The sequence below is a fragment of the Rhodopseudomonas palustris genome (genome assembly GCF_013415845.1).
GTDB classification, from domain to species: Bacteria; Pseudomonadota; Alphaproteobacteria; order Rhizobiales; family Xanthobacteraceae; genus Rhodopseudomonas; species Rhodopseudomonas palustris_F.
The window spans coordinates 1,747,007-1,765,799 of record NZ_CP058907.1 but is presented as its reverse complement, the minus strand read 5'-3'; the positions used below and the strand labels follow the sequence as shown (position 1 = coordinate 1,765,799).

Annotated in this window: 19 protein-coding genes; 11 read left to right on the top strand and 8 right to left on the bottom strand. The window is 64.8% G+C overall.

Features of this window, described 5'->3' with window-relative positions:
* The first annotated feature begins 61 nt into the window (after positions 1–61).
* Positions 62–772 carry a hypothetical protein gene (locus HZF03_RS08175; protein ID WP_234906869.1) on the top strand — a complete coding sequence of 237 codons (711 nt, stop codon included), beginning with the start codon at positions 62–64 and terminating at the stop codon, positions 770–772.
* Positions 773–801: 29 nt separating this feature from the next.
* Here the strand turns inward: HZF03_RS08175 and HZF03_RS08170 are convergent, their stop codons facing one another.
* Positions 802–1,077 carry a metal-sensitive transcriptional regulator gene (locus HZF03_RS08170; protein WP_011157220.1) on the bottom strand — a complete coding sequence of 92 codons (276 nt, stop codon included), beginning with the start codon at positions 1,075–1,077 and terminating at the stop codon, positions 802–804.
* 51 nt (positions 1,078–1,128) lie between these two features.
* Here HZF03_RS08170 and HZF03_RS08165 point away from each other — a divergent pair, with 51 nt between their 5' ends.
* Positions 1,129–4,050, top strand: coding sequence for a heavy metal translocating P-type ATPase (locus tag HZF03_RS08165; RefSeq protein ID WP_119019483.1), 2,922 nt, complete (start codon positions 1,129–1,131; stop codon positions 4,048–4,050).
* A gap of 141 nt (positions 4,051–4,191) precedes the next feature.
* A complete protein-coding gene (locus HZF03_RS08160; protein WP_011157218.1) occupies positions 4,192–4,782 on the top strand; it encodes a hemerythrin domain-containing protein in 591 nt (196 codons plus the stop codon).
* Positions 4,783–4,848: 66 nt separating this feature from the next.
* Here HZF03_RS08160 and queD read toward each other — a convergent pair whose 3' ends face one another.
* Entirely contained in the window at positions 4,849–5,211 is a 363-nt protein-coding gene (gene queD, locus HZF03_RS08155) for a 6-carboxytetrahydropterin synthase QueD (protein ID WP_011157217.1), read from the bottom strand.
* Positions 5,212–5,419: 208 nt separating this feature from the next.
* Positions 5,420–5,617 carry a hypothetical protein gene (locus tag HZF03_RS08150; RefSeq protein ID WP_012495238.1) on the bottom strand — a complete coding sequence of 66 codons (198 nt, stop codon included), beginning with the start codon at positions 5,615–5,617 and terminating at the stop codon, positions 5,420–5,422.
* A gap of 372 nt (positions 5,618–5,989) precedes the next feature.
* Between HZF03_RS08150 and HZF03_RS08145 the strand changes: the two genes are divergently transcribed.
* A complete protein-coding gene (locus HZF03_RS08145; protein WP_119020115.1) occupies positions 5,990–7,204 on the top strand; it encodes a GGDEF domain-containing protein in 1,215 nt (404 codons plus the stop codon).
* Between the two features lie 28 nt (positions 7,205–7,232).
* Here HZF03_RS08145 and HZF03_RS08140 read toward each other — a convergent pair whose 3' ends face one another.
* Positions 7,233–7,928 carry a sulfite exporter TauE/SafE family protein gene (locus HZF03_RS08140; RefSeq protein ID WP_119020114.1) on the bottom strand — a complete coding sequence of 232 codons (696 nt, stop codon included), beginning with the start codon at positions 7,926–7,928 and terminating at the stop codon, positions 7,233–7,235.
* 102 nt (positions 7,929–8,030) lie between these two features.
* On the opposite strand from HZF03_RS08140, the gene HZF03_RS08135 reads away from it, so the two are divergent.
* The 3 genes from HZF03_RS08135 to HZF03_RS08125 all read left to right on the top strand — a co-directional run bounded on the left by HZF03_RS08135 (position 8,031) and on the right by HZF03_RS08125 (position 10,946).
* The gene (locus HZF03_RS08135) at positions 8,031–9,239 is read left to right on the top strand and encodes an ABC transporter substrate-binding protein (protein ID WP_119020113.1); all 1,209 of its coding nucleotides are present in this window, start codon (positions 8,031–8,033) and stop codon (positions 9,237–9,239) included.
* Positions 9,240–9,399: 160 nt separating this feature from the next.
* Positions 9,400–10,413: an aldo/keto reductase gene (locus HZF03_RS08130; RefSeq protein WP_179906283.1), complete on the top strand. Its 1,014-nt coding sequence runs from the start codon at positions 9,400–9,402 to the stop codon at positions 10,411–10,413.
* A 134-nt stretch (positions 10,414–10,547) separates the two neighbouring features.
* Positions 10,548–10,946, top strand: coding sequence for a translational machinery protein (locus HZF03_RS08125; RefSeq protein ID WP_119019495.1), 399 nt, complete (start codon positions 10,548–10,550; stop codon positions 10,944–10,946).
* 101 nt (positions 10,947–11,047) lie between these two features.
* On the opposite strand, the gene HZF03_RS08120 is transcribed toward HZF03_RS08125, so the two are convergent.
* Positions 11,048–11,938: a flagellar hook basal-body protein gene (locus tag HZF03_RS08120; RefSeq protein ID WP_234832304.1), complete on the bottom strand. Its 891-nt coding sequence runs from the start codon at positions 11,936–11,938 to the stop codon at positions 11,048–11,050.
* Positions 11,939–12,472: 534 nt separating this feature from the next.
* On the opposite strand from HZF03_RS08120, the gene HZF03_RS08115 reads away from it, so the two are divergent.
* Positions 12,473–13,690 (top strand): ABC transporter substrate-binding protein, encoded by a 1,218-nt coding sequence (locus HZF03_RS08115; RefSeq protein WP_119019497.1) that lies wholly within the window; start codon positions 12,473–12,475, stop codon positions 13,688–13,690.
* Between the two features lie 99 nt (positions 13,691–13,789).
* On the opposite strand, the gene HZF03_RS08110 is transcribed toward HZF03_RS08115, so the two are convergent.
* From HZF03_RS08110 to HZF03_RS08100, 3 genes are read right to left on the bottom strand one after another with little or no spacing between them, the layout of a single operon-like run.
* Positions 13,790–14,470 (bottom strand): ABC transporter ATP-binding protein, encoded by a 681-nt coding sequence (locus tag HZF03_RS08110; RefSeq protein WP_011157209.1) that lies wholly within the window; start codon positions 14,468–14,470, stop codon positions 13,790–13,792.
* Positions 14,463–15,689, bottom strand: a complete 1,227-nt coding sequence (locus HZF03_RS08105) for an ABC transporter permease (protein WP_119019498.1) — start codon at positions 15,687–15,689, stop codon at positions 14,463–14,465. Before HZF03_RS08105 ends, HZF03_RS08110 begins: the two co-directional genes overlap by 8 nt.
* Complete coding sequence (locus tag HZF03_RS08100) at positions 15,686–16,948, bottom strand: efflux RND transporter periplasmic adaptor subunit (RefSeq protein ID WP_012495226.1); 1,263 nt, start codon at positions 16,946–16,948, stop codon at positions 15,686–15,688. The genes HZF03_RS08105 and HZF03_RS08100 overlap by 4 nt, the downstream gene beginning before the upstream one ends.
* 152 nt (positions 16,949–17,100) lie before the next feature.
* Here HZF03_RS08100 and HZF03_RS08095 point away from each other — a divergent pair, with 152 nt between their 5' ends.
* From HZF03_RS08095 to HZF03_RS08085, 3 genes are all read left to right on the top strand, one after another.
* Positions 17,101–18,102, top strand: a complete 1,002-nt coding sequence (locus HZF03_RS08095; protein ID WP_011157206.1) for an alpha/beta fold hydrolase — start codon at positions 17,101–17,103, stop codon at positions 18,100–18,102.
* Positions 18,103–18,178: 76 nt separating this feature from the next.
* Positions 18,179–18,448, top strand: a complete 270-nt coding sequence (locus HZF03_RS08090; RefSeq protein WP_119019499.1) for a hypothetical protein — start codon at positions 18,179–18,181, stop codon at positions 18,446–18,448.
* A 98-nt stretch (positions 18,449–18,546) separates the two neighbouring features.
* Positions 18,547–18,774, top strand: a complete 228-nt coding sequence (locus tag HZF03_RS08085; protein WP_011157204.1) for a DUF3222 family protein — start codon at positions 18,547–18,549, stop codon at positions 18,772–18,774.
* Positions 18,775–18,793 lie beyond the last annotated feature (19 nt).

Here is an 18,793-nt window from a genome sequence, read left to right as displayed (position 1 = left end):
AGCGCTCAGCACCGCCCCGGCGCCTTGACAAACCGCCTCGTCCCCGGCGGAATCCGGAATAATGCGCCGCTACTCAAGCCGCGGGACGGGCATGACCGGAGTAAGCCATCTCGGAATGCTTCAGCTCGCGATCCTGATCGGGATCGCGGCGCCGGCATCCCACGCCCAGGCGCAGTGGTGGCCGAACAAAGAGCCAGTCGATTACGAAGACTGTATCGCCAAGGGGGAAACCAAGGCGACCACCCCGGATGTCAAAGCTGCGCTGCAAACCCAGTGCGACGCCAAGTTCGCCGGAAGGCGGAAGGCCGGCGGCGGCTACACCTATTTCGATTTCATGCAGAACCGCAGCTTCGATATCGCCGGCCCCAATCCGACGGCCGCCGAGCTGCGGAAGATCGACGAGGAGTACACTGCGTTTCTCGACGAGCGCCGCCGGCAGATGATTCTGGCGGCGTTCACCGCGAAACAACAGCAGATCGCCGCCCTGCAACAACAGGCGACCGCCACCGAGCCTCCGCCGCCACTGCCGAAGCCCCGCGTCGTCACCGTCAAGCCGCGCACCGAGGCCGACAAGCCCCGTGTCGCGGCCGATAAGTCCCGTCCACGCGCTGAGAAGAAGCGCGCCGAGCGCAAACGCTCGCCGGAGTCGCGCTACGCCTGCGGCAGCAATGATCCGGTGTCCTGCGGCCTGACGCAATTGTCGGCCGGCTTCAGCGCGGTGAAGACCTCGCTGTTCGGGACATCGACGACGACCTCCGCCCAGCGTCGCTGAACGCAGACGACGCCGACTCACGCCGCCGGTCAGCGGCCGGAGCGTTGGATCACGTCCATCAGCTCCGCGATCTTCTGGCGCTGATCGGCTTTGTCACCGCTGGCGATCGCGTGCTCGACGCAATGCGCGACGTGATCTTTCAGCACCTCTTCCTCCACCCGCCGCAGCGCGGCGCGGACCGCTGAGATCTGGGTGACGATGTCGATGCAGTAGCGCCCCTCCTCCACCATCTTGGAGATGCCGCGCACCTGCCCCTCGATCCGGCCCAGCCGTTTTTGACACGACGCCTTGATGTCTTTGTGCATGCCGGATATATACCCCTACACGGTATGGGTTACAAGCGCCAGGGTGACGCAATGCGCGACGCGGAACATGCGGGGCACGACGCCTCCGTCGAGAACACGGGTTGCTGCGGTTCGGCGGGCGCAAACGCGCCGGCGACCTCGTCTTGCTGCGGCGGCGCCGGGAGCGTTGCGGCGCGCAACGCGGCAACGGCGATCGATCCGGTGTGCGGCATGACCGTCGACACCGCGACGGCGCAGCACCGTTTCGATCACGACGGCCAGACCTACTATTTCTGCTGCGGCGGTTGCCGCGATACTTTTTCAGCCGATCCGGCCGGCGTTCTGGCCAAGGCCGCCAACCCGTTCACGCTGCCGCCGAAGGCAACTCCGAAGCTGCATCAGCTCACCGAGCTGCCGGCAAAGTCCTCGTGCTGCGGCGGTCATGGCAGCGACGGACATCAGCACGGCGAAGCCCCAGTCGCCACCAAGGCGATTGATCCGGTCTGCGGCATGACGGTTGACGTCGCGACCAGCAAGCACAGCTTCGAACACGACGGCACCACCTATCACTTCTGCTGCGGCGGTTGCCGGACGAAGTTCGCGGCCGACCCGCAGCGCTACCTTGCCAAGGCAGCCAGTTCGTCCTGTTGCGGCGGTGCGCACGATCACGCTGATCACCATCACGGCGCAGCCGCCGACGACGGCCAAGTGATCGATCCGGTGTGCGGCATGAAGGTCGATCCCTCCACCAGCAAGCATCGCTTCGCCTACAAGGGCACGACCTATCATTTCTGCCGCGAAGCCTGCCAAGCCAAGTTCGCCGCCGATCCGGTGTCGTATCTGGACAAGAGCAAGGCGAAGCCGGCCGCGGACGTCCCGGAGGGCACCATCTACACCTGCCCGATGGATCCGCAGATCCGCCAGGTCGGCCCCGGCACCTGCCCGATCTGCGGCATGGCGCTTGAACCTGAATTGGTGTCGCTCGATGACACGCCGAACCCCGAGCTCGTCGACATGACGCGCCGGTTCTGGATCGGCCTCGTGCTGGCGTTGCCGGCTATTGTGCTCGAGATGGGCGGTCATCTCGTCGGCGGCCACGGCCTGATCGATCCGGCGCTGTCGAACTGGATCCAGTTCGTCTCCGCGACCCCCGTGGTGCTGTGGGCCGGTTGGCCGTTCTTCGTGCGCGGCTGGCAGTCGGTGATGACGCGCAACCTCAACATGTTCACGCTGGTCGCGATGGGCACCGGCGTCGCATACATCTACAGCCTGGTGGCGACGGTGGCGCCGCAGCTCTTCCCACCCGCCTTCCGCGGCCATGGCGGTACCGTGCCGGTGTATTTCGAAGCCGCGGCGGTGATCACCGTGCTGGTGCTGCTCGGGCAAGTCCTCGAACTGCGCGCCCGCGAGGCCACTTCCGGTGCCATCAAGGCGCTGCTCGGGCTGGCGCCGAAGACCGCCCGCAAGATCGACACGGACGGCAGCGAGCACGAGGTCGAGATCGACAGCCTGATCGTCGGCGACAGACTGCGCGTGCGTCCCGGTGAGAAGGTGCCGGTCGACGGCACCATCCTCGATGGTCGCGGCACGTTGGATGAGTCGCTGGTGACCGGCGAGTCGATGCCGGTGAGTCGCGAGACCGGCGGCAAGGTTGTGGCCGGCACGCTGAACCAGTCCGGCGGCTTTGTGATGCGGGCCGATCAGGTCGGCCGCGACACCATGTTGTCGCGCATCGTGCAGATGGTGGCGCAGGCGCAGCGCTCGCGTGCCCCGATCCAGCGCGTCGCCGATCTGGTCGCGGGCTGGTTCGTGCCGGCAGTGCTGCTCGCCGCGATCGCCGCCTTTGCGGCTTGGGCCGCGTTCGGGCCCGAACCGCGGCTGACCTTCGCGCTGGTCGCTGCCGTTAGCGTGCTGATCATCGCCTGTCCCTGCGCACTCGGCCTCGCCACGCCGATGTCGATCATGGTCGGCGTCGGCCGCGGCGCACAGGCCGGCGTGCTGATCCGCAATGCCGAAGCGCTGGAGCGGATGGAGAAGGTCGACACCTTGGTGATCGACAAGACCGGCACGCTCACCGAAGGCCGGCCGAGCGTGGTTGCGATCGTGGCCGCGGATGGAACGGATGAAACCGAGCTGTTGCGGCTTGCCGCCAGCATCGAGCGCGCCAGTGAGCATCCGCTCGCCGACGCCATCGTCCGCGCCGCCAAGCAGCGCAGCCTCGATCTCGCCGACGTCACCGATTTCGACGCGCCGACCGGCAAAGGCGCGACCGGCAAGATCGCGGGCCGAACAGTGGTGATCGGCAACCCGGCGTATCTCGCCTCGCTCGGTATCGACACGGCTTCGCTCGCAGCGAAGACCGAGCAGTTGCGCGGTGACGGTGACACCGTGGTGCATGTCGCGATCGACGGTCGCCTCGCCGGGCTGTTCGCCATCGCCGACGCGGTGAAGCCCTCGACGCCTGAAGCTCTGAAGGCGCTCGCCGCCGATGGCATCAAGGTGATCATGCTGACCGGCGACAACCGCGTCACTGCGAACGCGGTGGCTCGCAAGCTGGGTATCGCCGACGTGGAAGCCGAGGTACTGCCGGATCAGAAGAGCGCGGTGGTCGAGAAGCTGCGGCAGCAGGGCCGCGTCGTCGCGATGGCCGGCGACGGCGTCAACGACGCCCCGGCGCTGGCAGCAGCCGATGTCGGCATCGCGATGGGAACCGGGACGGACGTAGCGATGGAGAGCGCCGGCGTCACGCTGCTTAGGGGCGATCTCGGCGGCATCGTTCGCGCCCGCAAATTGTCGCAGGCGACGATGCGCAACATCCGGCAGAACCTGTTTTTTGCGTTCGTGTACAATTCAGCCGGCATCCCGATTGCCGCCGGCATTCTGTACCCGAGCTTCGGCCTGTTATTGTCGCCGATCATTGCCGCCGCCGCGATGTCGCTGTCATCGGTAAGCGTGATCGGCAACGCGCTCCGCCTGCGCCGCACCGCGTTGTAACAGTAGCGCGGTTGCGACTGATAGCCGCCTGCGTCCAGTTGATCTAACGCAAGGATTGGCGGTCGATTGGACGTATTTTGCGGTCGCGAAGGTTTGCCGCAAATCGTTGCGTATTTGCGGATAGCGACATCGAGGTCGGCCATGTCACGAATCATTGAATTGCTGAACGACGAGCACCGCAATATCGCGCGCCTGCTCGACGTGCTCGAACAGGAGCTCAGCGTCTTCGATCGCCGCGAGCGACCCGACTACGAAATCTTCCAGGCGATCATTCAGTACTTCAAGGAGTACCCGGAAGCCTGTCACCACCCGAAGGAAGACGTCGTCTATCGCATCCTGAAGGAGCGCAATCCCGCGGTCGCCGGAACGGTCGGTGACATCGAGAAAGAGCACGAGCTGGAAGTCGATCGCCTCGCGAACTTCGCCAAGGTGGTGGACGATGTGCTCGCCGATCAGGAACTTCCGCGTCAGACCTTCCACGCCGCTGCGCGCGACTTCATCGAGCACCAGCGCCGCCACATGCTGAAGGAAGAACAGCTGCTGTTCCCGGCCGCGCTCGAAACGCTGACCCCGGAAGACTGGGCGAAGATCGACGCGCGGATCGACGATCGCAAGGATCCGATGTTCGACGGCGAGACCGCGAGCAAGTTCCAGAACCTGTATGCGACGATCCTGCGCTGGGAGCAGGAAACCGCAGCCGACCGCAGCAAGACGTCGGCGGTGCGCGCCTGACCGGCGCCTCGGTCCACATCTGCCGCGGACGTTTCTACGTGGGCGGCCTCTGAGCCGCCCCAGACGTCAGTCGTCTTCGCCGGCGTAATCGGCCCAGCAGTCCGAGGTCTCGTACACCCGCACGCCGCAAAGCTGCGGCAGCTCCGGCTTGGTGCGGCGCCAGATCCAGATCGCGATATTCTCCGCGGTCGGATTCTCCAGACCCTCGACCTCGTTGAGACAGTAATGGTCGAGCCGCTTCAGCAGCGGCCCGAACGCGGCCTCGATCTCGAAAAAGTCCAGCACGAAGCCGGTGACCGGATTGATCGGCCCGCTGAGCTGCAGTTCGACCCGGTAGGAATGCCCATGCATCCGCTTGCAGCGGTGGGTTTCCGGCACGTTGGGCAAATAGTGGGCGGCTTCGAAGCGGAAGGCTTGGGTGATCTTCATCGGTTTCGGGGGGTTAGGCGGCGCAGGCCGGCCGGAACGTCGGCGGACCCTATAAGAGCGGCTGCCGTATTTGAAGCGGGCTATGCCCCCAAAAGTGCCTTCGGGCAAGCCCGCCGGCCGCAGAGCCGCCCCGCCGCGGGCAGCCATCACGCCGCCGATCCTCGCCGGCGGCCAGCGGAGGCGCCCGCGCGGGGCGCCTCCGTGGCAGTTACTTCTTAGCCTTTTTGGCCTTCTTGGCTTTCTTAGCCGTCTTGGCCTTCTTCACGGTCTTCTTGGCTGCCTTCTTCGTCGCTTTCTTGGCGGCCTTCTTGGTCGCCTTCTTCGTGACCTTCTTGGCGGCCTTCTTCACCGTCTTGGCCTTCTTGGCCTTAGCGACGGTCTTCGCCTTCTTGGCTTTCTTCGCCATCTCGTCCTCTCGAGCTGATGGATACTAACGCCACACGAGACGGGACCGGGCTCGCCGATCTTGCAACCGCCTCCGTTTTGATCGGAACAGATTCGCTGCCGCTTCTATCGGCTGGTGAAGATATTTCGCGTTGTTATCCACAATTGTTCGCTTATTTCGCGCAATCCGCATCGTTAATGGCAAGTGAATAGCCTTTGTCACGCAATGCTGCGCCGCCGTTCACTGATTCAAAACCAACCCGTATTTTTGCGAAGCATGATCAGATTCCGTTAAACGCTCGCGGCGCACCCTCTGCTCAACTTTGGGAGTAGTCATGGGCGGGCGACAGATAACAATCGGAGGTTGGGCGGCCTCCATCGAGCGGAGGCGCGCATGTTGAGCATGCCGACGCTCTGGATCGTCTTCCTGATCAATTTCGTTTCGCTGGGCCTGGTGTGGGTCCACGTCACCCGCAACTATCCAAACTTCACGCCAGCCCGCTACATGACGGCGGCTTGCTTCGTGCTCGCGACCGGCTCCGTCGTCGGCATGCTTCGCATAGTGATCAATGTCGAACTCTCGCTGATCGGCGGCGGAACGTTAGTGGTCTTCGCCTGCTGTTTGTCAGCCATGGGCATGTACGAGTTCTACGGCCGCCGCGTGCCGTGGATGACCTCGTTCATCGTCACCGGCACGGCCGCACTCGGGCTCACCTTCTTCATCTTCGTCGTCGACTCGATGGCGATGCGGATCTTGGTGTATTCGCTGGCGCAGTTGGTCCCGATCGCCCTGACGCTGCCGCTGGTGACGTCCAAGGTCGGGCGTCGCAACCCCGGCGCGCGGATGGCCGCCGTGATCGCCTGTCTGATCATGGCTGTCTATCTGGTGCGCTCCGTCGCTGCGATCATGGGCGTCGGCGGCGAACTCTCGCTGGTTCACTTCAATGACTTCCAGTCGGCGTTGGTGCTGGCGCTGGTGTTCCTGTCGATGACCTGGAATTTCGCCTTCCTGCTGATGGCGATCGACCGGCTGCGCTCGGAAGTTGAAAATCTCGCGCTGCTCGACGACCTCACCGGCATCTCCAACCGCCGGCATCTGCTGCAGCGGATGTCGGAGCAGTGCACGCTCTCGATGAGCACCGGCGAGCCGTTCGCCGTGCTGGCGATCGACCTCGACGGCTTCAAGGCGATCAACGACGGTCACGGCCATGCAGCAGGCGACGAGTGCCTGCGTCGGTTCTCGCGGGCCGCGCAGTCGCGGCTGCGCCCCGGCGATCTGCTGGCCCGGGCCGGCGGCGACGAATTCTGCGTGGTAATGCCGGGCACGACGCTGCGCGAAGGCGCGATGATTGCCCGCTATATCCTGGACGAGAGCCGCGCCGTGTCGGAGCGCGGCGAGGCTGGGATCAAGATCGCAGCCTCGATCGGCATCGCGCAGTGGACCCCGCAGATCGGCCAGCACCCCGAGCGGCTAATCGCGGCGGCCGATGTCGCGCTGTACAACGCCAAGAAGCTCGGCAAGGACCGCTACGCGGTGTACGAGCCCGCCCCCGAGCCGCCGCTCGAGACCCATCTCCCCACACCTGAGACGCTGCGCAAGATCGCCTGACGTTGCGCCGCCTAGGCGGTTCGCGTCGCTAAGCTAGCAGCGTCGCGTGGATGGTGCTCAGCCCGATCGCGATCGTGAGGATACCGACCGCGCCCTGCAGCAGACGGTTAGCGGTCGTCAGCGAGCGTGCCGAGATCACCAACGGCACCGCGATCACCGCCGATAGCGCTCCCATTCCGACCATCGAACCAAGCCCGAACAGCGCAACGTAAAGTAGCCCTTGCATCGGGCTCGGCGCCTGCGACACCGCTAGCACCAACAGGGCCGCCGAACCGGCCATACCGTGCATCAGGCCGACCAACAGCGTCCGCCAGCGAAAGCCGTGCTCATGCTGATGCGCGCTGGGCGCGTGATGGCTCAACCGGTCGGCGTGGCTGTGCAAATGGAGGTGGCGAACGCCGTCGCCGTGCTGATGGACATGAACATGGACGCGGTCGCGCCAAAGCCGCCACAGCAGATGGCCGCCGAGCGCCACCAGCATGAAGCCGACCGCGCCTTCGAGCGGCTGGGCGATCTGCTCCGGGATCGATTGGCCGATCACCAGCGCGATGCCGGCGAACAGGAACAGCGTCAGCGTGTGTCCGAGGCCCCAGGTCAATCCGTGCTTGACGATATCGGCGACGCCGCTGCGGCGCGCCGCGATTGTCGATACCGCGGCGATGTGATCGACCTCGAGCGCATGCTGCATCCCGAGCAGAAACCCCAACCCCAGTATCGCGAACATCGGCCCCTGGTCGTCGCGCCGCCGGTAAATTGCGGTGGCGGCAGAATGGTGTAAGTTTCTTAATCACAACACGGCCGCAGAGCCGGAACAAGGGAGAAACGAATGATCGCCAGATCGATCGCGGCGGCGATGATGACGGCTGCGCTGCTGTCATCGTCCATCGCCCGCGCGCAAGTCTCCGACGACGTCGTCAAGCTCGGCGTCCTCACCGACATGAACGGCCCCGCCTCGACGCCCACCGGCCAGGGCTCCGTCACCGCCGCGCAGATGGCGGTAGACGATTTCGGCGGCGCCGTGCTCGGCAAGCCGATCCAGGTGATCGTCGGCGATCATCAGCTCAAGCCCGATATTGGCGCCACGCTGGCGCGGCGCTGGTACGACGTCGAGCAGGTCGACCTCATCCTCGACGTGCCGGTCTCCGCCGTCGGCCTCGCGGTGCAGAACATCGCCAATGAAAAGAAGCGGCTGTTCATCACCCAGTCGACCGGCGCGGCGGATTTCCACGGAAAGTTCTGCAGCCCTTACGCAATGCAATGGGTATTCGACACGCATGCCCTGGCAGTCGGCACCGCGCAGGAGGTGGTGAAGCGCGGCGGCGATACCTGGTTCTTCATCACCGACGACTACGCCTTCGGCCAGTCGCTGGAGAAGGACGCCGCCGCGATGGTCACCAAGACCGGCGGCAAGGTGCTCGGCTCGGTGCGACCGCCGTTCGCGACCTCGGACGTGTCGTCGTTCGTGCTACAGGCGCAGGCCTCGAAGGCCAAGATCATCGGTATTGCGGCCGGTCCGCCCAACAACGTCAACGAGATCAAGACCGGCGGCGAATTCGGCATCTTCAAGGGTGGCCAGCAGATGGCGGCGCTGCTGGCGCTGATCACCGACGTGCATTCGCTCGGCCTCCCCACCGCGCAGGGCCTGCTGCTGACGACGTCGTTCTATTGGGACATGGACGACAAGACCCGGGAATGGTCGAAGCGCTATTTCGCCAAGATCAACCGGATGCCGACGATGTGGCAGGCCGGCGTGTATTCGGCGACCATGCATTACCTGCAGGCGATCAAGGACGCCGGTACCGACGATCCCCTGAAGGTCGCGGCCAAGATGCGGGAGAAACCGGTCAACGACTTCTTTGCCCGCGGCGGCAAACTGCGCGAGGATGGACTGATGGTCCACGACCTGATGTTGGTGCAGGTGAAGACCCCGGAGGAGTCGAAATATCCGTGGGACTACTATAAGATTTTGGCCCACATCCCCGGCGATGCAGCCTTCGGCCCGCCCGATCCGGCATGTTCGCTGGTGAAGAAGTAGCACCCTGTCGCGCCGCACTCGCGTCCGATATCGTCATGCCCGGCCTTGTGCCGGGCATCCACGTCTTCAAGCGCCCGCAAAGGCGTGGATGGCCGGGACAAGCCCGGCCATGACGGATGAGAACCGGGATCGATGCCACTATCAAAAGACGAGGCCCCCAATGGACTATCGTTCGCTCGGCCGCAGCGGCCTGAAAGTCTCGCCGCTATGCCTCGGCACCATGATGTTCGGCGGTGCGACCGACGAGCCGACCTCGGCACGGATTATCGATAAGGCGCGCGACGCCGGGATCAATTTCATCGACACCGCCGACGTCTATTCAATGGGCGCATCCGAACAGGTGGTCGGCCGCGCGATCGCGGCGCATCGCGAGCACTGGATCCTCGCCACCAAGGTCGCCAATCCGATGGGAGACGGACCGAACCGTGCCGGGTTGTCGCGCCGCCGCGTGCTTCAGGCAGCCGACGACAGCCTGAAGCGCCTCGGCACCGACTGGATCGACATCTATTATCTGCACCGCGAAGACCATGCGACGCCGCTCGACGAAACGGTACGGGCGATCGGCGACCTGATCCGCGCCGGCAAGATCCGCTACTTTGGCGTGTCGAACTATCGCGCCTGGCGCGTCGCCGAAATCTGCAACATCTGCGACCGCCTCGGCATCGACCGCCCGGTGGTCAGCCAACCGTATTACAACGCCATGAACCGGATGCCGGAGGTCGAGCACATCCCGGCCTGCGGCTTCTACGGCCTCGGTATCGTCCCCTACTCGCCGCTGGCGCGCGGCGTCCTGACCGGCAAATACGCGCCCGACGCGCAGCCGGACAAGGACAGCCGCGCCGGCCGGGCCGACAAGCGGATGCTGCAGACCGAATGGCGGCCGGAATCGCTGAAGCTGGCGCAGCAGATCCGCGCCCACGCCGAAGCCAAGGGCGCCACCGCCGTCCAGTTTGCGGTCGGCTGGGTGCTGAACAACGCGCTGGTGACCTCGGTGATCGCCGGCCCACGCACCGAGCAGCAATGGGACGATTACGTCCGGGCGCTCGACTACCGCTTCACCGCTGACGACGAGGCGCTGGTCGACGCCCTGGTGGCGAGCGGCCATCCCTCCACGCCCGGCTACAACGACCCGGCCTACCCGATCGAGGGTCGCACGGTGCGCCATGCCGGCTGACCGCCGGCGCCCGCCCGGGCCAAAGTTGCGGCCGATCAAGCCGATCCGCTGCGCCGCACCGTAGTGTCGTCGCATCACGCGGCCGCGCGATCGTTATTGCCTGTGTGCCGTATCAGAAACCGGGAGACCGCCCCATGACCAGCCCCCATTTCCACGCCGTGATCTGGATCGACCATCGCGAAGCGCGGGTGTTTCACTTCAACCCGGCCGAGACCGACAAGCTCGTGGTGCACGCCGACAACCCGAACCGGCACGTCCACCATCACCGCGCAGTCGGCTCCGGCCACGAGCCGGTCGACGAGCATTTCCTCCACGCCGCGATGGAAGCGATCGCCGACGCCGGCATCGTGTTGATCGTCGGGCCGGCGCAGACCAAGCACGCGCTGGAAAAATACATCGCCGACCACAACCCGGCCCTGAAAGCCAAGATCGCCGCGGTCGAGACCGTCGATCACCCCAGCGACGGCCAGATCGTCGCCCACGCCCGCAAGTACTTCAAAGCCGAAGACCGGACGACGCCGCAGGCGCGGTGAGCCTGATCAGAGTCAGCCGGTTGATCCCGGCTGACTGACCTGCAACGGTTGGGACACCTACTCCCATCGACGAAGGAGATCGACACCGCATCACCACCATCTTAGATGGTGAGACTGGTCATCGTCAGCATCATCTCGTTCGATGCGGTCACGACTCGTGTGCATGCCGAATAGGCCTGCTGCGCTTGAACCATCGTGGTCATCTGATCCGCGATGTCCACATTCGAAGCCTCCAGGGCGCTCCCGACCACCGTACCGGCGTTGACGTAGAGGGCCGGACCGGATTGAGGCGTCGGCGAGAATGTTCCGCCACTGCCTTGCTTCATAAAACCCTCGCCGGCGAAGCTGGCTATCGAAAGCGACGCAACGTCGACTGTCTGCCCCTTGGAATAGGTGCCTTGCAGCTTGCCGGATGAGCTGACCGACAGGCTCTGTAGAACGCCGAGATTTGGCACTTCCGTACTGGTATCGAACTGAAGCGGCGCCAGGCTGCCCACGGCGCCGGTGACGGGATCAATTTGCGACCCCATCAGGTAGTAACCCGCGCCGTTGACGAGATAGCCGTTCTTGAGATCGAAATCGCCGCGTCGCGTATAGGTGGTCTCGCTCGTACTGAACGTCGGCTGGCCGCTCCCACTCACCCCCGATGGCGCCTCGACCGTGAAATATCCCTCCCCGCCAATCGCCATATGGGTACTCACCGGATCATTGCTGATCGATCCCTGCTGATTGTTGGTCAGGACCGAACGCCATAAGACGGTATCCGAGACCTGCGGCGGATAGATGAGGTCGGAAAAAGCCGTATTGGTCGCCTTGAATGCAGTTGTCTGCGCATTGGCGACATTGCCCGAGATGTTCTCAAAAGCGGCGGACTGAGCCTGCAGGCCCGTGGTCGCCGTCCACAATGCACCAAGTGATCCCATAAGGAGCTCCCTGATCAGCGTCTGCGCGTCGATTTCCGCGCAACCCAAAGAGCTCTGCAAGGCGCGCACCAGAACGTCACCTCAAACAAATCAATAACATCGACAAGCGACCCCATTCTTCTACGGGGAAATTTCGTACGACCGGTCGGAAAGTCTTTCCGTAAAAGTAGCTGCGCGTATGACCTAAGTAATCACAACACCGGGCTTATCGCAGGCGCGCAACCCAGATCGCTGACCGCAAGATATCTCTAATTAGCGAGCCGGCGAGCTGCGATCCGCATCCACTAACGATCCACCATTTGCGACAGAGCTCAGATCGCAGACACATCGACGGCAGTGTCAGTCGCAACACTCCCGGTGAGCCTATCGGTGCGAGGGAGATCAACTCTCCTGGCCAGAACGAAGTGTCCGGCAACCTAAATTCCGCACAAAGCAATTCGGCGGATCGTTCACGCGTATTGGCTGCATCGCACCACCGATGGGCGCTCAGCCAGATGCGCTGATCAGTCCACGTGATCGGGATTGCGCCCTCCTCCCGCGCGCGTCTAGTATCGCCACCGTGACGATCGAACAGATCGCGCCAAGAAAATGGGATGGAAACAGATGAGACTCTTCGGACTTGCGGCCGTTGTCGCGGCGACGTCGTTATTCGCACCCGGCGTTGCACTTGCGCAGAAATCCTACGGCCCGGGAGCCAGTGACACCGAGATCAAAGTCGGCAATTTCGTGCCTTATAGCGGCCCGGCGTCGGCTTACGGCATCGTCGGCCAGGTCCAGAGCGCCTACGTCAAGATGCTGAACGAGAAAGGCGGCATCAACGGCCGCAAGATCAATTTCATTTCGTATGACGACGCCTACTCGCCGCCGAAGGCGGTGGAGCAGACCCGCAAGCTGGTCGAAGGCGACGAGGTGCTGTTCCTGTACCACACGCTTGGCACGCCATCGAACACGGCCGTGATGAAATATCTGAACCAGAAGAAGGTGCCGCAGCTGATGCTGTCGAGCGGCGGCACGCGGTTCGGCGATGATCCGAAGACCTATCCCTGGACCATGCCGTTCAATCCGCCCTATCAGGCGGAGGGCCGGATCTACGCGAAGTGGATCATGGCGACCTATCCCAACGCCAAGATCGCCGTGCTGGTGGCGAACGACGATTACGGCAAGGACATCTACAAGGGCGTCAAGGACGGGTTCGGTGCCAAGACCTCGATGATCATCTCCGAGGCGACCTACGACATCACCGATCCGACCATCGATTCGCAGATGGCCAAGCTCAAGGCTTCGGGCGCCGATCTGTTCCTCAATCTCTCCACGCCAAAATTCGCCGCGCTGGCGATCCGCAAGATGGGCGAACTCGGCTGGAAGCCGGTTCATATTCTCAACAACGTCTCGTCGTCGGTCGGTGCAGTGATCAAACCGGCCGGGATGGAATATGCCCAAGACGCGATCACCGCGAACTACGTCAAGGACCCGACCGATCCGACCTGGAAGAACGATCCGGGCGTGAAGGAGTGGGACGCCTTCCTCGAGAAATACATGCCGGGCGCCGATCGCTCCAACGGTCTGCTGCTGTATTCCTACGGCGCGGGGCAGACGCTGGAATACATCCTGAGGCAGGCTGGCGATAATCTGACCCGCGAGAACATCATGAAGGTGGCGACCAGCCTGAAGGGCTACGCACCGGCCTCGCTGCTGCCAGGCATCACCATGAACACCTCGCCCACCGATCATTTTCCGATCGAGCAGATGCAGCTGATGCGGTTCAAGGGCGATCGCTGGGAGATGTTCGGCGACGTGCTCGAGGCACGGGTCACCAACTAATCAGCACTGCAGCGATTGACGGATGCGCGGGTTCTGAAGCGGGCCCGCGCATCAGCTTTTGGGACGATGCTCGCGCCGAGCACCCGCCCGATCAGTCCCCTACCCCGCGATCTTGCCATCCACCACCCGGACGATGCGGTCGCAGCGTTCGGCAAGGTCGTCGTTGTGGGTGACGAGCAGAAACGTGGTGCCGCGTTCCCGGTTGATCTGGCGCATCAGTTCGAACACGTCATTGGCGGATTTGGTATCGAGGTTGCCGGTCGGCTCGTCGGCGAGCACGAGATCCGGGTCCATCGCCAACGCTCTGGCGACTGCAACGCGCTGCTGCTGGCCGCCGGACATGTTGGTGGCGCTGTTGTTGCGCCAGCGGCTGAGGCCGACGCGGTCGAGCAGTTCGTCGGCGCGCTTTTCCATCGCGGCGTCGGGGCGGCCGCGATCGACCAGCATCGGCATCATCACATTCTCCCGCGCGGTGAACGCCGAGATCAGATAGTGATACTGGAACACGAAGCCGATGGCGTGGCCGCGCAGGTGTGTCAGCGCCGAGTCGCTGAGCTGCCCGGTGTCCTCGCCATTGATCAGGAGGCGCCCGCCGGTCGGGCGGTCGAGCAGGCCGATGATGTTGAGCAGCGTCGACTTACCAGAGCCTGACGGCCCCATCAGCGCCAGGAAGTCACCGCGCTGCATCGTCAGGTCGATGCCGTGCAGCACCTCGGTTTCGACCGGCGTGCCGACATTGTAGGATTTGCGGATCCCGTCGAGCTTGAGGACGTCAGCCACGGATCGCCACCACCGGATCGAGCCTGGCGGCGCGCAGCGCCGGCGCGATCGCCGCGGCGACGCCGGTCGCAGTGGCGAGTACCGCCGCCCAGACGAACAGATCGGGATCGAGGATCAGCGGAAACAACTCGCTGCCGTCGACCTGACGCGCGGAGCGATGCCAGGTGAACAGCGCCAGCGCGCCGAACGCCGAGCCCAGCACCGAGCCAACGAAGGCGAGCAGCCCGCCCTGGATCAGGAACACTCGCAGGATCTGCCCGCGCCGCGTGCCCATCGCGCGCAGGATGCCGATGTCCTTGGAGCGTTGGATCACCGATACGATCAGCACCGCGGCGATGCCGAACGCCACCGACAGCCCGACGAACAGCCGGATCAGCGTGTTGGAGTTCTGCTGCGCCTGCACCGCGGTGAAGAACTGCGCATTGGTCTTGATCCAGCTGTCGGCCTTGACCTGCAGCATCGCCTGAATCTCCTGGGCGATGGTTTCCGCCGCATAGATGTCCTCCACCGTCAGATCGATCGAGGTGACGCCGCCGATCAGCCCCAGCATGCTCTGGGCATTGCGCAGGGTGACGAAGGTGTTGCGCTGGTTGGCGGCCTTGTTGCCGAAATCGAAGATCCCCTTGATGGTGAGGATGCGATTGCCCGCGAGCGGCGTCGACACGATGATCTTGTCGCCGAGCGAGGCGCCGAGGTCGCGCGCCAGCTCGATGCCGATCAGGATGCCCTCGGTGGTGACCTGTGCCTCGCCGGCGACGATGAAATCCGGCACCTTGACGATCTTGAAGTAGATCTCCGGTTCGATGCCGTACAACGTCACGGCGCGGCTGGTGTCGCCGCGCAGCGCCAGCGCCGAACCGGACGCGGTGGCAGCGGCATAGACGACGTCGGGCCGCGCCTGCATCTCGGCGCGAATCTTCGGCCATTGATCGATCGAGATCATCCGCTGGGTCGGGCGCTGCACTACCGCGGCTTCGACCGTGCCCGGCTGGTTGCGCAGCGGCCGCGCCACCTGATCCGGCGGCAGCAGTTGGATCTGCGGCACCGATGTCAGCACCCGCTTGATGAAATTGGCCTGCAGCCCCGCCAGCATCGCCGACATGAACACGATGACGCCGACGCCGATCGCGATGCCGCCGACGATCACCAGCGTCTGCACCGCGCCGTCGAGCAGGAACCGCACCGCGGCGATCCACTCGAACGGCAGCCAGCGCTTCACCGCAGCACCGCCCGGATGCGCTGATCCGGCTTGACGCCGGTGGCGAGCGGAATCACCCGGTCTCCCGGAACGAGCCCGTCGATCACTTCGTAGAAGCCGACGCCGCGCAGGCCGAGTTTGACCGGCTGGCGAACAGCGCGGCCGCCGCTCGCCTTCAGCACGTAGGGCGCCGCGGCAGCGTCGTTCACCGCGCGCGCCGGCACGATCACCACGTCGTCGCGCCGCGCGGTGGCGATGTCGACCGACACCGTCATGTCCTGGCGCAGATAGTCGGGCGGATCATCGACCTTGAGCTTGATCTCGACCGAGGCGCGGTTGATGTCGACCGACGGGTTGATGTAGCTCAGCGTCGCGTCGAAACGCTTGTCGGGATAGGCGTCGGCGGAGGCCATCGCGTGCTGGCCGAGTGCGAGCTGGCCGAGATTCTTTTCGTCGATCTGCACCACGATCTGGATGTCGCCAGCCGGCGCCAGCACCAGCAGCGCCTTGCCGGGCTGGACCACGGTGCCGCGCTCGACATTGCGGGTGATCAGCACGCCGTCGCGCGGCGCCACGATGGTGGCATAGCCGAGCCGCGCCTGCGCGGTGTTCAGATTGGCGAGCGCCTGGCTGAGCTGGGTTTCGGCCATGACGAAGTCGCTGCCGCCAGGGCTGGTGGTGAACACCTGCAGCTCGGCGGTGCGCACCTGGGTGCGGGCGACATCGAGATTCTTGGTGGCGTCGTCGAGCGTCGCCTTGGTGCCGTAGCCGGAGGCCGCCAGCTTGGAGGCGCGCTCGTAAGCGGCCTGGGCATTGAGCAGATTGGCCTGGGCCTGCTTCAGCGCCTCGTCGGCGGCCGGCTTGGTCAGTTCGCGCAGCTGGCGCACCCGCGCCTGGGCCTGCGCCACGGCACCCTCGGCCTGCACCACCGAGGCCTGCAGTTCCGACGCCTCGATCGCGACGAGCTGCTGGCCCTGATGCACCTGCTCGCCCTCCTTCACCAGCACGTCCTTGACGGTGCCGGTAATCTGGCTGGCGATTTCGACGCGGTAAGGTGTTTCGATATGGCCGCTGGCAACCACGGTCTGGACCAGGTTGCCGCGCTGGACCAACGCCGCCACCACCTCGGGCCCGAGCAGCAACCGGGCAAGCCCGAGACCCGCTGCGATCAGGACCAGGGCGATGCCAAGCACCGGCCATTTATGACGCCACAACCCACCCGCCCAGCGCACCGCCAGATTGGGCCGCGGCGTGTCGATTTGCTCGACTTTCTCCAACATGATGGTCCGCGGTCGATCGCCTTGGCGAGACCTATCCCCGGACCGTTGGGCAGCCATTGCGAAAGATCAATTGCGACCACACGTCCGCGTGCTCAATTTCGGCTGCCGCTGCGGGCTCGTCCGCGGCCGATTCTCTATGGCCGAAGGATACGATGACGACGTTGATCTTGCTGGTGCTGAGCGTCGTCGTGCTGTTCACGGCGGCGGGCTGGGTCTCGTGCCGTCTGGCGCGCCGGCTGGAGGCGCGCTATCCGCCGCGCGGCGTGTTCATCAATGCCAACGGCGTGCGGATGCACGCACTCGATTTATCGCCGGCACGTCCCGCAGCCTCCGGCCAGCCAACCGTCTTGCTGCTGCACGGCGCAAACCTGTGCTGCGAAGACATGCGGATGTCGCTGGGCGAGCGACTGGCGCAGCGGCTGCGGGTGATCGTTCCGGACCGCCCCGGCCAGGGCTACAGCGTCACCGGCACCGGCCCGGTCGCCTCGCCGGCCTATCAGGTGACGCTGATCCGCGAAGTGCTGCGCGATCGCGACGCCGGCCCGTTGATCGTGGTCGGGCATTCGTTCGGCGGCCTGATCGCGCTGCGCTATGCGCTCGACAATCCCGACACCGTCGCCGGGCTCGTTCTGATCAATCCGACCACCCATCCCCGACCGCAGGGCCTGCCGCTGTTCCAGCGTGCCGCCGAAGTACTGATGAAGCCGCTGGTCACCTACACGCTGCTGCCGCCGCTGTCGCTGGCGATGATGAAGCGGATCTCGGCGCGGATCTTCCGGCCGGAAACGCCGCCGGCGGACTATGCCGAGCGCAGCCGGCTGGCGCTGGCGCTGACCGCCAAGCGGTTCGCCGCCAGTCTCGAAGAATATGCCGGGCTGCGGGATCAGCTGATCGATCACGTGCCGCGTTATGGCGCCATCCAAGTGCCGACCGTGATCGTCGCCGGCACCGCCGATCCGGTGGTGCCGCCGCAGGTCCACGCCGAAGCGCTGGCGCAGGCGGTGCCGCAGGCAAGGCTGCTCCGACTGAACGGCGCCGGCCACATGGCGCATCATGCCCACGCCGACACCATCGCAGCCGAGATCGAGCGGCTGGCGGATGCGGTCGCGGAGCGCGCCGCGCCGTCCCGTGCCGAAGCCGCCGAGCGCAGCTGACGCCAACAACGTCCGCGGCGCGATGAAACCTCAGCGCGTCGGGAACGTTCCTTTTCCGGAACCAACGGAGTGTGTCATGACCACGTTCAAGCTGGCCTGTGCCGTGATGATCCTGTCCACAGCCACCGCCGTTCCGGCGCTGGCTGGGCATCGGCATCATCGCGCACAGCATCATCACCATCATTCGCACTACCACCAGTCGAGCTCGCCCTATCTGCATAACTACGGGCCGCCGATCTGGCCGGGCCACGCCTACGCCACCTATGACGGTCCGGTGTCGGCGCTGTGCAGCCAGGGAGCCGCCGCCTACCGGGGGCAGGACGGCCGTCGCCATCCCTGCTACTAGGCCCCGCACCGGGCCACCGTTTAGTTGCAACGCTCGGCGAACGGCGGCACACTCCGGCCGCGGTCGCCCGGCCGCCACGCGTTCCACGGAATCAAGCCATGACCGACACTGCCGCCGAAGACGTCCGCAAAATCGCCACCGCCCTGTTGAAGACGGCCATCGAGATCGTCTCCGAAGAGGACGGCGGCGCGCACAACCAGTGCAAATTGTGCGGCGCATCGGTGCCCTGGCTGCAGACCGGCGACGAAATCAAGCACGCGGACGATTGTCCGGTGGTGATCGCAAAGCAGATCCTGTCCTCTCGGCCGAAGCTGCATGCGGTCTGAGTCCGGCAACAGCGGCGCC